We start from the raw sequence: 13,615 nt of genomic DNA, 5'->3' as shown, positions 1-13,615 counted from the left end.
ACTTATAAGTCACTAGTTTACAACTAAGGACTCAACTAGCAGGGGTCTAAATCCGTGTTTTATTGATGCTTGACCAATCTGCTCCATTTTGTCTACGGTAATCTGATTCCGCCCCCAAGAAAAGTTCGTGTATAACTTCTCAAATTCCAGCAGCATAGATTCGGCAAAACAAGCAAACAACTGGCGGGCTGGCACATCCATATTGACTATTTTCATAATTTTCCAGTCAATATCCAGGGAATGTTCCACAATCCCACCATTTAGCACATGAACACCAGGATATTGAATTTTAGTTGCTAAGTTTTTAGGATAGCCACCATCGATGAGCAAACAAGGCCGCTTCAAGACTTGAAAATCAATTTCCATGCTTTTGGGCATACTGGCAACCCAAACTACAATATCAGCTTCGGGTAGTGCTTCATCCAAAGCCATGATTTTTCCTCGCCCCAGTTCGTCTTGTAAGTCTTGAAGACGGTCATGATTGCGGGCGATGAGCAAAAGTTCCTTAACATCTGTTCTCGCATCTAGCCAGCGTGTAACGGCGCTGCCAATATCTCCAGTTGCCCCACATATAGCAACAGTCGCTTTCGACAAATCAATTCCTATTTGTTTTGACGCTTGTTCCACTTGCCGACAAATAATGTAAGCCGTGTGAGTATTACCTGTGGTGAAGCGTTCAAACTCTAGTTTGATATTGCGGACTTGGCTAAACTGCTCCAATTTAAAGTTCTCAAAAATAATTGAGGAGAATCCCCCTAAAGCAGTGATGTTGATGCCATGCTTTTGAGCATGAGCCATAGCGTTGAGAATTTTCCTTGTTGCTGCCTTGATGCGGCGATTAGCTAACATTTCCGGCAAAAAACAAGATTCTACATACCGTCCTTCAATTGTCTGACCAGTCACACTGGTAACTGTGATTTCATCGACAATTTGCGGCGGGGCGCTGCACCAAAAATCTAGCCCTTGATCGGCATATTCTGGATAACCTAATTCTTTGGCTACCGATTGAGCGTGTTCTAAACTAGTCAAATGTCCAATTAGACCAAACATGTATTGATGTATTAGGCGTATGCTTTGTCGAAAGCGTTGAATAAGTGGGCAAGAATTAAATACCAATTTGTAATTCGTAATTCGTAATTCGTAATTCGTAATTCGTAATTCGTAATTTAGAAAATCCGACCTATCCTGGTTTCCCGGTTGGTATCTGTCGGATTATCGCTTCAAATTGATATAACTCTGAGAAAAAGTAAACAAACCGTAAGATGCTATGGGGTCAAAACAGGCAGAACTCAGAACTCAGAACTCAGCACTCAGCACTCAGCACTCAGAACTCAGCACTCAGAACTCAGAACTCAGCACTCAGAACTCAGCACTCAATTAAGCGGCTGTGAGTCCGTATGCTGACATTTTCATGATGTCTCTGGTGGTGAAGCCGATGTTATTCAAGGTTTCACCGTATTGAATCATGAAGTCTTCGACCAAGGCTTCTTTTTCCATTGCTAAGACGTGGGCATCATCTTCGACTTCGTTGAGCATTCTCCAAACAATGGGTAGGTTTTGGCGATTGGCCGCTTCTAATTCTGCTTTGGATTCTGCAAAGTTTTCTTTTAACCAAACTTCGCCAAAGTTAAGGTGACTGTATTCATCTTTTACTACTCCCTCTGTGATTTTACGGGCAAAATCATCGGCGACGGGAATGTAGATGTTGTATGCTGCGATCGCAAAGCATTCAATAATCAAAGATTGAATCAGTAAGCAAGTCACTACCTGACCTTCCGCCGCCGCTTTTTGGAAGTTTTCGTGTAGTCCAGAGAAAAACTTCTGAGCAAATGGCATATCTGGTTTGACAGACAGATTCCGCCCACAAGCTTCAAAACCTTTTTTGTGGCGACTTTCCATTTTAGATAAACGAATCAGTTCATTTTTAAGCTCTGGGAGCATTTCTCCCAATGTGATGTAATTGTCGTGAGCTTCCTGTTCACCTTCAATCACAATCGCATTAATGCGGCTGTAGGCATCTTTGTATTTTTCGCTCTGAAAATCAATTTTTAATTCGGCTGCAAGTTGTTGCATTGTGTGTTTACTCCTGTAAACTTGAATTATTTGATACAAAAATTCGATTGTCCCTGTTTATTAAGGGTAATGATCGCTATGGTTTAATTTAACTTAACAAGTCACTATGTTATAGATTAGCTTTTGCTGGGGGCAATGCTCTAGTAATAGAACACAAATGCTTTAACGCTCAACTCATGTCCAAAATCAACTGGAATCTAAAATCTACCAATTTATTGAGATTAGGAGTGCTGGTATTGGGGGCATTTATTGTCCTATTACCGTTGCTCGTGGTCTTTATCACCTCTTTTGCACCTCCAGGGGCTATTTTAGAAGTTTCACCCAAAACTAAGTGGTCTTTAGTTAATTACCGTGATGCTTGGGAGCGAGGTAAATTTTTACTCGCGTTTGCTAATTCTACCTTAGTCGCGATCGCTGTGACGGCTTTTCAAATGGTCACTTCTGCTTTGGCTGGTTATGCCCTGGCTAGATTGAAGTTTCGCGGTAAACAAGCGCTGTTACTGGTTGTCTTGGCTACTTTGGTAATTCCCTTTCAATTATTGGTGATTCCCATCTTCCTAGTTTTAAAGTGGGGACACCTGATAAATACCTACGGGGCGCTGATTTTACCAACGGCTGTCAATGGCTTTGGTATTTTTTTGTTACGTCAGTATTTCCAGACAATTCCCGTAGAATTAGAAGAAGCCGCAACCATAGACGGAGCAAATCGGCTGCAAATTCTGTGGCGAGTCATGTTACCTTTAGCCCGTCCCGCCCTGGTGACGTTATTTCTATTTACTTTTATTGCTGAATGGAACGATTTATTTAAGCCTTTGGTATTTACGACACGACCGGAATTAAGAACAGTACAGTTAGCTTTAGCAGAATTTCAAGAACAATTTACGAATAATTGGCCTTTAATGATGGCTGCTGTCACCATAACGACTGTCCCGGTGATGGTGTTATTCCTTATCGGTCAACGTCAGTTTATACAGGGTATAGCCGCTACAGGGATTAAGAATTGAAGGGGTGCAGGGTGCAGGGTGCAGGGTGCAGGGTGAAGGGTGCAGGGTGCAGGGTGCAGGGTGCAGGGTGCAGGGTGCAGGGTGCAGGGTGCAGGGTGCAGGGTGCAGGGTGCAGGGGGGAAATTAACCCCAATACCCAATACCCAATACCCAATATCCAATAACTAATTCGTTTCCTGGATTTGCAAACGGATTGTGTGTTCAGTACCGCCACTGAGTTGTAATTCCATGACTTCACCACCGAGGGGTTCGATGCAAGTTAGGAGCGATCGCAGTTGGGGTGTACTTGCACCAGTATCAACATATAGCCGATCTGCTAAATTACCGATGCGTTTCCAAGTCATGTACAACTTAGCAATTGTTTGTTCTATCTGTGATGCTTGATTGACTAAATCAGCAGCTATACTCAGACAGCCAATCCTTTGGGCTTCTTCTAAGGCTGTTTCAATGTCAATATCCGCCTGTGTCAATGCTTGGACTTGGGCGGCTGATTTGAGATATTTAGCTAAATGACGCGCCTCTGAAGTTGCCTGTTTGAGAGTATCAACGTCAGGATTAGCCGCAATTTCGGTGTGAATCATCTTTTGGTGTGATTCTGGCAGTTTTTCCATTTCCTTCACCAGAGGGGCAATGTAGCGCGAGGGCAGGGAGTTGTCGGCTGCTTTTACCTTCACGGATTCTGGTAGTAACTCCGATGACATGGCTGTCCATTCGTCGGTGAGTTGGCGCACTTCTCTTCTGGTAATTTGGTCGCCTTTTTGCGCCGCTTCACTCACCATCTGTTGGACTTCTGGGACGGCTTTGGAGGTTTCAATAAATGCCCGTTTGCTAAAGTTATTTACTGAGCTTGGGTCAAGTTTTCCTTCTTCGAGGAGAGTATCAGCACTATTGGCTAGTTGAATCCAGGCGTAAGCTTGACTTTTACTAATTTCGTGTTCTTTCAACCACCGGAGAAATCCTGTACCCCTTCCGTCACCACCTCTTTTTTCTCGGTCACGAATAGCCCGTAAGATGCGCCCCCGCCAAATTTCGGTTTGCAGGTCAAAGCGATCGCATACCTGCCATGCTACATCCAGTTGTTCTTGAAAATCTGACTCTAAAATCTCTTCATCTTCTGGATCTGGTAGTTCAAAGCTGAGGTCTGCTGGTTGTTGCAAAGCCGCAGCTAGGTCGTTGATGGATTCGGTATCTTGCACAATGATAGCTAACTAGTGTATGCGATTTCCTTCGGCACTGCGCGGAGCGCAATCGGCTTATTATTACATATTTTTGTAACATATTAAACCTGATCCCCACCCTCATCTTAGTTAGGAGAGGGAGCAGGAAAAATAATTTGTTTTTGTCTTAAATAAATAGGAGATGTAGCAAAAGGGGAGCATATTGCTATATGTCCCTACTGTTAATTGATTTGGTAATTTTATCATGTCCTCAGCTACTTAATCCATTGCTATAAAGCTAGGCTTGATTGCCAGTTTTAGCAGTAATTTTATCTAATAAATGGCTGATTTGTGCTGCTCTTTGAGGTTGTCGTTGTTTTTGCAATAAGGCTTTGGCTTGTTCTAGATTATCTTTGGCTTGTTCTGGTTGGTTTTCTGCCATGAAAACATTTGCTATTCGCAGGTAAGCATCAGGATTTTTCGGACTGCTGCGAATTACTTCCTGGTATAATTCTGTTGCTTCTTTGACATTGCCTTTCTCTTTTAAAATATCTCCCAATAACAAGCGAACTACGTCATTAGTCGAGTTGTTAGAAATTACTTTGCGAAAAGCTAATTCAGCACCTTGATAATCTTTTTGTTCATAGAGTCTTACTCCTTTTTGGAAAGAGTTTAAAGTTACCAAAGTTTTCCAGGAGAAATAACCGAGAATTGTTAAAGCGATCGCAACTGGAATGATGGCGAAAATGTCTGTTTTGTGAAGATTTTCTAACATGGTTCTAACCTAAGAAACAGGCGATAGGGAACATAATATATTCGAGGTAGAAGAGTTTCCAGATAAATTGATAGAAATCAGCGATCGCGCTCTTATTTTCTAAGTCTACTGCTAAACTTCGCATCCACATTCCAGACAGCACTACTAAATGAGTAATTACTAAAAACATGGGGTTAATGTCTGGAAAATTCAGCACACCAATGAGCATGATTCCCAGATAGCAAACAGTTAGCACCCAAAGCGCTAAATTAAATACGGCTTGGGGTCCAAGTTGGATAGTGAAAGTTGTGATATTGTAAAGGCGATCGCCTTCCAGATCGGGGATATCTTTAAAGATAGCGATCGCAAAGGTAAACACTAAAATAAATATTGTCAGCACCCAAACCACAGGCGGAATAGCTGGAGTTTGTTTTAATGCCCAATTAAAGTGTAAAAATAGTCCCAAATTCACAATAGTTCCCCGCACTGAAAATATACACAGTGCTGCCCAAAAAGGAAATTGCTTCAAGCGAATGGGTGGTAAAGAATAAGCCGTACCAATAGCCAAACTCAAAGCTACCAATCCCAATAAAAAAGGTCCAGTTAGCCAAGCCACAACCAGCGCCAAAACGCCCATAGTGATCACAATTAACTGCCCTTGCTTCCGAGAAAATTCACCTGATGCTAGAGGTAAATGAGGCTTATTAACCTTGTCAATTTCAACATCTTCTAATTGATTTAAGCCCACAATATAAATATTGCCACATAAACAGGCAATCCAAGCACCCAGAAGAGGAATTAGTTGATCATTAGAGAAACTAGTCGCAGAAATAGCAACAGCAATTAAATACAAACTCCACACACTTAAACTCGTGCCAATAATCGTGTGCGGGCGGGAAAATTTCCAAAAAGCATAAAGCCAATTACTTTTAAAATTAGAAGACTGACCAGAAATTTGATTCATAAAAATTTGAGATGAACGAATAGGGAAAAGAGGAACGGGGATAGGGTGCAGAGGAGAAGAGAAACGGTTGTTAAGTAACCAGAAGTTTAAAGTAACTTCTAACTCCCCCTTGTTCCCTACTCCCCTGCCTCTATTTAGTTCCGCACAACAAAGCAAACCGAATTAATCCACGTTTATAGCCATCACTCATTAATCCCAGAGACAATGCACCTTGAATAGTTTCCCAACCAGAAGTGAGTAACCCGAAAAGCGCTTGCGGAGTGAAAGCCGAATCAATGACAAAATCCCAAAAAGGGGCGACAGCCGTTGACCAATCAGCAGTGCGGAGATTATTTAAAGGAAGTTGATGTGCGATCGCTTCGTATTCTGGTAACGAAATCACGTAGGGTAAACAATATACCCGATAAATATCTTGCAAATGCTTTTGTTCATCGGCCGTCAATGGTGAGACATCAGTGGGACGATGACACCAAGTGACAACAATTAGCTTCCCACCCGGCTTTAAAACTCGATAGCATTCCTGCAAAAACTTAGTTTTATCTGGCATATGTTCACCGCTTTCCAGCGACCAGACCAAATCAAAAGAATCGTCAGCAAAAGGCATTGCTTGAGCATCTGCGACTTGAAACCGACATCTACCACTCAAACCAGCATATTGGGCGCGTTCATTGGCTCTAGCGGCTTGCACTGGACTTAAAGTAATCCCCGTGGCTTCAGCTTTAAACTTACCTGCTAAGTAAAGAGAACTACCGCCAATACCACAACCCACATCCAGAATGTTTTCTGCTGTTTCTACCTCAGCCCATTTGAGTAGTTCTTCGATTAAATCAATTTGAGCTAGTCGGCGTTCTTTTTTTTGGCTACCATCTGCGCCGTAGTAGCCGTGGTGCATATGTTCCCCCCAAATCTGTTCCCACAGACCAGAGGAAGCATCATAAAATTGCTGTATTTGCTGGTATAGTGTTGCACTCATGAAGAAAGCAGTGTTAAAACAATGCCGAATTTAAATAAACATACTCGTAGGCTACCATGTGTGTTTTTAATTGAATAAGAGTGTTTTGGCTTTTAGGGGTGTTAAATCAGTGAACAGTCAACAGTGATCAAGGCATCAGGTGGGGGATTTCCACCCAATGAGGTTTCTTGACGGATAACTGATGTATCATCCCTAAAATAATTTGTAAGTATTTATCTTGTTATGACCGTTTCTCGCACAGTTTGCTTGGGATTTTTAGCTGTCATCACCGTGGGAACCCTCCTGCTGATGATGCCTTTCTCTACTAGCAGTGGGACTTGGAATGACCCCATTGTGGCGCTATTTACAGCCACCTCTGCTGTTTGCGTCACGGGGTTAGCTGTAGTTGATACGGGGACTGATTTTTCCTTTTGGGGTCAGTTGTGTATTCTGTTGTTAGCTCAAATTGGTGGCTTGGGGTACATGACAAGCACCACCTTTCTGATTATGCTTGTGGGGCGAAAATTTAACCTGCGGCAAAAAATTGCCATTCAGCAAACTTTAGACCGACCGGGAATGCAAGGTAGCGCTCAAGTTATCCGGTCAATTATTGCCACAACGATGATTTTTGAAATTACAGGCATTTTCTTACTTATTCCGGCATTTGTTCCCGATTTTGGCTGGAGTCAAGGACTTTGGCTGGCGATTTTTCATAGTATTTCCGCTTGGAATAATGCCGGGTTTAGTTTGTTCTCAGATAGTTTAATCGGATATCAGTCATCTTTGTTAGTAGTTTTCACGATTACAATGTTGATAATCTTTGGCGGCATTGGCTATCAGGTAATATTAGAAATCTATCTTTGGGTGCGCGATCGCCTGCTCAATAAAACCACAGCCTTCGTATTTTCTTTGGATTTTAAAGTAGCCTGTAGTACAACTTTAATACTTTTATTCATCGGGACATTCGCATTTTTGAGCATAGAGATAAAAAATCAAGAAACATTTGGTTTATTAACTCTACCTGCCCAGTTATTAGCAGCTTGGTTCCAATCAGTTACTACCAGAACTGCTGGTTTCAATAGCATTGATGTTAGCCAAATGACAACGGCTGGTCTATTTATTACTATTGCATTGATGTTTATTGGTGCAAGTCCTAGTGGAACAGGAGGAGGGATAAAAACCACAACATTGAGGGTTCTCACTAGTTGTACAAAATCAATTCTTCAAGGTAAAGAAGAAGTTTTATTATATGAACGCAAAATAGCAATATCTTTAATTTTAAAAGCCGTTGGTGTTTTAGTTGGTTCCGTGGCTATGGTGCTATTGTCTACAATTTTAATTTCCCTCACAGACCCAGAGTTAAATTTTATTCAACTTTTGTTTGAAGTTGTATCAGCCTTTGCTACGGTAGGACTTTCTACAGGTATCACTAGTAGCGTCTCAGTCCCAGCCAAACTGATTTTAATTGTCACAATGTATGTGGGAAGAGTCGGTGTTTTATTACTGATGGCTGCTGTATTGGGAGACCCTCGCCCCAGTAGAATTCACTATCCTGAAGAAAATTTACTTGTAGGTTAGCTGCTTAGGTAAAGATGGTGATGGAATGTTAATTAATGACTAATATTTTCAAGAGATGTTAGTAACGTCTACTGATAAAATATGAATAAATAGGCAAACAACTAAAACTTTTAACAAATTTTAGTGTCATCGTTTTTACCTATCCCCAGGTAGCGAAAATAAGGATAACAAATGTGAATCTGTCATCGATAGGCTTTTTTCGCAGTTTACGTAGAGATAACCACCAATTTGCTGTAATTGGGTTAGGTCGTTTTGGTAGATCGGTATGTTCAACGTTACACAAATTAGGTTATCAAGTACTGGCAACAGATGTTGATGAAAAGCTTGTATCAGATGCATTACATGAAGAGATGGTTGGTCACGCTTTACAGCTAGATTCAACTGAACCAGCTGCACTTAAAGAAGCAGGAATATTTGAATTTGATACGGTAATCATTGCTATTGGTAACTACATTCAAGAAAGTATTATCACTACTTTGAATGTGAAAGAGGGTGGTGTACCTCATGTAGTGGCTAAAGCTTCGAGTGAAGTTCACCGTAAGCTGTTAAAACGAGTGGGTGCAGATCATGTAGTGTTTCCCGAATTTGAAGCAGGTTGCGCCCTAGCGCGATCGCTCACTAAACCAGCTATTCTAGACCGATTTGACCTTGACCCAGAAAACAGTATTGTTGAAATGATTGTTCCTGATGAATTCCACGGTCGAACCATCTCCGAACTGCAACTGCGTAACCGCTATGGCTTGAATTTACTAGCCGTGAGTCAGGATGGCAAATTTCAAATCAATCCCGAACCCACTAAGCGTCTCGAACGGGGTACAGCAATGGTGGTGATTGGCCATAACAAAGATATTAATCGCTTGCCGATTTGAATTAGATAAATGGAAGATAGGAATTACACTTGATATAGGTGTAAAAAACCAGTAGAAACAAGTTTGCTTTTTTGAATGTTTATGGATTTAATACTTGACGATTTGGCGGCAATTGATAATAAACTTTCTCAACGTTATATTGAACTTGACCCCGGCGGATATTTCATTATCTATGTGGATCGAAACGTAGGGTTAATTTACGCCAAGCATTTCACAAATATCATTGATGACCAAGGTTTAGCCGTCGATCCCGAAACCGGCAAGGTCATCCCGGCTAAGGGTAAAGTGGAACGAACTCACACAACGGTTTTTAGTGGACGGACGGCTAAGGAACTTTGTGTAAAGATTTTTGAAGAAACTCAGCCCTGTCCCGTCACTTTTTTAGACCATGCGGCTTATTTAGGGCGCGAGTTTGTCCGGGCTGAAGTGGCTTTAGTATTAGGGCAAGAGTATATTCAAGATTGAATCAGTCAACAGTTATCAAAGCGTATAGAGGGAAACTTCAACCCAATTAACTCTTTTGATCATTAACTGATAAAGTTAGCCCTCAGATGATGGTTGGTTGATCTGGTAAACAAAGTAAGTAGCCATTGGGATCACTGTAGCGGCAATTAACAGTCCTACTACCCAAGCAGTAGCGTTACCTTTATCCGTGTCTTCGGCTTTGGTAAAAGTACCTTCTACCTGTACAGTTTCAGTAACTTCCGGTGGTCCTGGATCTGCTTCCCCAGAGAGGACAGCGACCAGGCGATCGCTTGCATCGACAAATGCTTGATTGTATTTGTTACCATTTCGTATGGGTATACCCATAGTTTCTGAAACCACACTTTCAGCGATAGCGTCAGTCAACAAGGGCTTAACTTCTTCACCAGTCACAATAGCAGTACCGTTAGTAACAGTATCCAATACCACCAATGTTTGATTAGCTTGTGCTGCTGCTGTAGGAAACCATTTTTCAAACAGTTCTTGAGAAAAACTTTCTGGCGTTTCACCATAATCAAGGCGACGAAGAGTCACAAATCTGACTTCGTTACCTGTTTTTTTTGCTAAGTCCTCAAAGGTACTGCTGATTTTACCTTCATTGACGCGACTAATAATGTCACTTTGATCTAAAACCCAGTTGTTTTCGGTCAAATTTGGGATTTGATATACACCTGTAGCTAATGCAGGTGAGACAAACACTGAAGCACCCAGAACTACCATCAGTAAGGGTACAATTAGCCGAAGTAGGTATTTTTTAAGACTAAATATTTCGCTAAGGATCTGTTTCATCGGATGATCTCTTTAAGACAGGCTTGCACCAAAAATACTACAGAACCAAGGTCAAAATCACCTGATTTACACATCTATTCAATTTTGGCTGTATTCAGCCGGTAAATCTGGTTAGCCTTAGTGATAAAAAATCTGCCGCCAGTTACTTCTCCTGTGTCTAAGCTACACGAGCAAATCAGCTAAATGTTTCTTCATTACTTGAAATAAAAGAAAAAAGAGTGTGGATTCAGCTTTGAAAATGCAATAGTGTTGAATTTCCAGATTAATTAAAGAATATGGCGAAACTTTTTACTAAATCAAATCTGAACACAGCAAAATATTTAAATTACTATAAATTTTTACGCCAATTCAATGCTGACTTGTGACTTCACTGTTTTGCGGAGTGGGAAAGCGCTGACTTGTCAGTTCGCTTGGAAAATAGCCCGAAGTTCACTCTAGGCGTTAGCTTTGGGAATTTTCTAACTAGATTTATACTATTATGGAATATATTTACTAACATTTCTATGTGACGCAGCCAATGCAAACAGGTATTTATGCACAACAACTAGACTTATTTCAATTATTCCAACCCAAAAACACCATAAATTGCATAACGAAATTTACATTTGTAGACCTATTTTCTGGGATAGGTGGCTTTAGGATTCCTCTGGAAGAATTAGGAGGAATTTGTTTAGGCTATTCAGAAATTAACAAAGAAGCAATTAAAGTATATCGACAAAATTTTATTCATAATATCAATGAAGAAGCTGATTTAGGAGATATTACAAATTTACATCAACTACCTTTTATGACAGATATTATAGTAGGTGGTGTTCCTTGTCAACCTTGGTCTATAGCGGGTAAAATGCAAGGCTTACAAGATCCCAGAGGACAACTATGGCTGGACGTTTTTAGAATTGTAAAACTTAACCAACCTAAAGCATTTATATTTGAGAATGTTAAAGGTTTAACAGAGCCAAGAAATAGAGAAAGTTTAGCATACATACTTAAAAATCTAACATCATCTGGCTATGTAGTTAAACATCAGGTACTCAATTCATACGATTTTGGTTTACCTCAAGATAGAGACAGAATATTTATTGTTGGTATTAGAAATGATATTGATAATTGTTGGGGGTTTAGCTTTCCTCAAAAAATAAATAAACGTCCCAAGCTTTATGATTTAATTCCTGGAGTGGAAAAGAGTAATTTACTTAAAAAGAAATTTCCTCCAGAAGTATTATTCACCGATGGTAAAATCCCAGCTTCTAGAGGTAGATTTCAAAAAATAGATGAATTGAATGATTTTTTTACTTTTGCTGATATTAGAGATGGACATACTACAATTCATTCTTGGGAATTAATTGAAACAAATCATAGAGAAAAGCTGATTTGCCAAACAATATTAAAAAACAGAAGGAAGAAAATTTATGGAGAAAAAGATGGTAATCCTTTAGGATTTGAAATTTTACAATGCTTGATTCCTCGTTTAGAGATAGAAGAAATCAATACTTTAGTTGAAAAACAAATTCTCTGTTTTATAGAGGGTAAGGGTTATGAATTTGTCAATTCTAAAATTTCATCTGGAATTAAGGGAATTTGTAAAATATTTCTACCTCATGCCGATGCAATCGGAACTTTAACCGCAACTGGAACCAGAGATTATGTAGCTACTATATCTATAGAATGTGAAGCCCCAGACCTCTATAAGCAAAAATTTATTCGACAAATTTATAACCAGAATAAATATAAACCTTTAACTGCACAAGATTACGCCAGATTACAAGGTTTTCCAGAAAATTTTCAAATAGCAGAAAATGAAACTACAGCCAAGCACCAGTTAGGCAATGCTGTTTCCGTTCCTGTAGTTTATCATTTAGCAAATGCTTTGTTAAAAATAATTTTATAGGTTTAACTGTGAATATGGTAGCTATTAATAAAAATACTCGTGCAGTAATTAAAGGCTATTTGGAGGGTTTTATTCAAGGTCTTATAGATGAGTATAAAGGACGTAATAGTTTAAGACCTACCACTGCAACCGAGTATTTATCAAGGTACTCATCTAATGGTGAATTAAAACCGTTTCAAGCTGCACTTATTCCGCCAGAATTAATCCGGATCAACCAATTTGAAAGAGGGTTGAGTACAAAGTTAGGTAATTCTTTTGAAGAATGCGCTCGCCTCATCGCTCTCCAACATCATCAAAAAGTTTACCGTGGTTATGATATTAACACTGAGGTAAGTAGTGCAGCTTTTGCAGAAGCTGAACTGCAAAAACAAAATTATGAATCTGCTGTAAAGGGGGAGAAAGAAAAACCATCTTTTGAGCAGATGGTCACAGCAGTTCTTAATGCTCGTCGTAACGATGATTTAGCCAAAAAAATTGTTCGTGTAGACCTTTATATTGTTGGCAAAGATGGGACGGAATTTTGTTTTGAAATTAAAGCTCCCAAACCCAATAAAGGACAATGTTTAGAAGTTTTGCAACGTTTATTGAGATTTCATTTACTGCTTGGTCTAAACCGTCCTCAATTGCAAGCTTACTATGCAATGCCGTATAATCCGTATGGTGTAAATAAAAGTGATTATAAATGGACTCATGCAAAAAGTTATTTACCTTTTGATGATGCGGTAGTTATCGGGAATGATTTTTGGAGTACTGTAGGAGGAAATACTGCTTATGAAGAACTGCTAGAAATTTATCTAGAGGTTGGAAGGGAGAAAGGTAAATATATGTTGGATAATTTAGCTTTTGGCTTTTAGCTGATGATCTTGTGAGAGTTGAGCAGGTAAAAACTGATTTGGAACTTTTGCTCACTCAATACACTGTTTAAAACTGGGGTGTGCAGCAAGATATGATTTTGGGCAAGTTTGGTGATCAGGATGAATTATTATCTTGGGCATCTAGCCAACTTAAAACCTGTTGATTTGGTTGTTTAGGGATAATTTCGGAAATCAAGCAAGTATCAAGGAGGTAGGTCATGGTATGAAGCTATCACGGGGTAGAGTGATA

The 13,615-nt window shown here is 39.9% G+C and carries 13 protein-coding genes; 6 read left to right on the top strand and 7 right to left on the bottom strand.

What is annotated here, in order from left to right:
- Positions 1-12 precede the first annotated feature (12 nt).
- Both VB654_RS00435 and VB654_RS00430 read right to left on the bottom strand, forming a co-directional pair.
- Entirely contained in the window at positions 13-1,050 is a 1,038-nt protein-coding gene (locus VB654_RS00435) for a long-chain acyl-[acyl-carrier-protein] reductase (RefSeq protein WP_323211270.1), read from the bottom strand.
- Positions 1,051-1,377: 327 nt separating this feature from the next.
- The gene (locus VB654_RS00430; RefSeq protein WP_323211269.1) at positions 1,378-2,073 is read right to left on the bottom strand and encodes an aldehyde oxygenase (deformylating); all 696 of its coding nucleotides are present in this window, start codon (positions 2,071-2,073) and stop codon (positions 1,378-1,380) included.
- Between the two features lie 176 nt (positions 2,074-2,249).
- On the opposite strand from VB654_RS00430, the gene VB654_RS00425 reads away from it, so the two are divergent.
- On the top strand, positions 2,250-3,077 hold the full coding sequence (locus VB654_RS00425) for a carbohydrate ABC transporter permease (RefSeq protein ID WP_323211268.1): 828 nt from the start codon (positions 2,250-2,252) through the stop codon (positions 3,075-3,077).
- Between the two features lie 164 nt (positions 3,078-3,241).
- Here the strand turns inward: VB654_RS00425 and VB654_RS00420 are convergent, their stop codons facing one another.
- The 4 genes from VB654_RS00420 to VB654_RS00405 form a co-directional block, all read right to left on the bottom strand.
- A complete protein-coding gene (locus tag VB654_RS00420) occupies positions 3,242-4,273 on the bottom strand; it encodes a hypothetical protein (protein WP_323211266.1) in 1,032 nt (343 codons plus the stop codon).
- A gap of 259 nt (positions 4,274-4,532) precedes the next feature.
- Positions 4,533-5,009 (bottom strand): tetratricopeptide repeat protein, encoded by a 477-nt coding sequence (locus VB654_RS00415; RefSeq protein WP_323211265.1) that lies wholly within the window; start codon positions 5,007-5,009, stop codon positions 4,533-4,535.
- A 4-nt stretch (positions 5,010-5,013) separates the two neighbouring features.
- Positions 5,014-5,952 carry a homogentisate phytyltransferase gene (locus tag VB654_RS00410; RefSeq protein ID WP_323211264.1) on the bottom strand — a complete coding sequence of 313 codons (939 nt, stop codon included), beginning with the start codon at positions 5,950-5,952 and terminating at the stop codon, positions 5,014-5,016.
- Positions 5,953-6,082: 130 nt separating this feature from the next.
- Complete coding sequence (locus tag VB654_RS00405) at positions 6,083-6,925, bottom strand: methyltransferase domain-containing protein (RefSeq protein ID WP_323211262.1); 843 nt, start codon at positions 6,923-6,925, stop codon at positions 6,083-6,085.
- A 222-nt stretch (positions 6,926-7,147) separates the two neighbouring features.
- On the opposite strand from VB654_RS00405, the gene VB654_RS00400 reads away from it, so the two are divergent.
- The 3 genes from VB654_RS00400 (at position 7,148) to VB654_RS00390 (ending at position 9,816) form a co-directional block, all read left to right on the top strand.
- Complete coding sequence (locus VB654_RS00400; RefSeq protein WP_323211260.1) at positions 7,148-8,482, top strand: TrkH family potassium uptake protein; 1,335 nt, start codon at positions 7,148-7,150, stop codon at positions 8,480-8,482.
- Between the two features lie 173 nt (positions 8,483-8,655).
- Positions 8,656-9,351 (top strand): TrkA family potassium uptake protein, encoded by a 696-nt coding sequence (locus tag VB654_RS00395; RefSeq protein WP_323211259.1) that lies wholly within the window; start codon positions 8,656-8,658, stop codon positions 9,349-9,351.
- An 81-nt stretch (positions 9,352-9,432) separates the two neighbouring features.
- Positions 9,433-9,816, top strand: coding sequence for a DUF4346 domain-containing protein (locus tag VB654_RS00390; RefSeq protein ID WP_323211257.1), 384 nt, complete (start codon positions 9,433-9,435; stop codon positions 9,814-9,816).
- Positions 9,817-9,891: 75 nt separating this feature from the next.
- On the opposite strand, the gene psb32 is transcribed toward VB654_RS00390, so the two are convergent.
- Positions 9,892-10,623: a photosystem II repair protein Psb32 gene (gene psb32, locus VB654_RS00385; RefSeq protein ID WP_323211255.1), complete on the bottom strand. Its 732-nt coding sequence runs from the start codon at positions 10,621-10,623 to the stop codon at positions 9,892-9,894.
- Positions 10,624-11,140: 517 nt separating this feature from the next.
- Here psb32 and VB654_RS00380 point away from each other — a divergent pair.
- Together VB654_RS00380 and VB654_RS00375 are read left to right on the top strand one after the other, a co-directional pair.
- A complete protein-coding gene (locus VB654_RS00380; protein WP_323211253.1) occupies positions 11,141-12,511 on the top strand; it encodes a DNA cytosine methyltransferase in 1,371 nt (456 codons plus the stop codon).
- Positions 12,512-12,525: 14 nt separating this feature from the next.
- Positions 12,526-13,365: a TdeIII family type II restriction endonuclease gene (locus VB654_RS00375; protein WP_323211251.1), complete on the top strand. Its 840-nt coding sequence runs from the start codon at positions 12,526-12,528 to the stop codon at positions 13,363-13,365.
- The last annotated feature ends 250 nt before the right edge of the window (positions 13,366-13,615 follow it).

The sequence above is a fragment of the Nodularia sp. UHCC 0506 genome (assembly GCF_034931045.1).
Classification (GTDB): domain Bacteria; phylum Cyanobacteriota; class Cyanobacteriia; order Cyanobacteriales; family Nostocaceae; genus Nodularia.
Note: the sequence above shows the minus strand (reverse complement) of the source record. Positions and strands in the feature narration are given on the sequence as shown.

Coding starts and splice junctions, on each gene's coding strand:
- VB654_RS00375 (WP_323211251.1), top strand. CDS start 12,526: ATGGTAGCTATTAATAAAAATACTCGTGCAGTAATTAAAGGCTATTTG.
- psb32 (WP_323211255.1), bottom strand. CDS start 10,623: ATGAAACAGATCCTTAGCGAAATATTTAGTCTTAAAAAATACCTACTT.
- VB654_RS00405 (WP_323211262.1), bottom strand. CDS start 6,925: ATGAGTGCAACACTATACCAGCAAATACAGCAATTTTATGATGCTTCC.
- VB654_RS00390 (WP_323211257.1), top strand. CDS start 9,433: ATGGATTTAATACTTGACGATTTGGCGGCAATTGATAATAAACTTTCT.
- VB654_RS00415 (WP_323211265.1), bottom strand. CDS start 5,009: ATGTTAGAAAATCTTCACAAAACAGACATTTTCGCCATCATTCCAGTT.
- VB654_RS00380 (WP_323211253.1), top strand. CDS start 11,141: ATGCAAACAGGTATTTATGCACAACAACTAGACTTATTTCAATTATTC.
- VB654_RS00410 (WP_323211264.1), bottom strand. CDS start 5,952: ATGAATCAAATTTCTGGTCAGTCTTCTAATTTTAAAAGTAATTGGCTT.
- VB654_RS00435 (WP_323211270.1), bottom strand. CDS start 1,050: ATGTTTGGTCTAATTGGACATTTGACTAGTTTAGAACACGCTCAATCG.
- VB654_RS00430 (WP_323211269.1), bottom strand. CDS start 2,073: ATGCAACAACTTGCAGCCGAATTAAAAATTGATTTTCAGAGCGAAAAA.
- VB654_RS00425 (WP_323211268.1), top strand. CDS start 2,250: ATGTCCAAAATCAACTGGAATCTAAAATCTACCAATTTATTGAGATTA.
- VB654_RS00400 (WP_323211260.1), top strand. CDS start 7,148: ATGACCGTTTCTCGCACAGTTTGCTTGGGATTTTTAGCTGTCATCACC.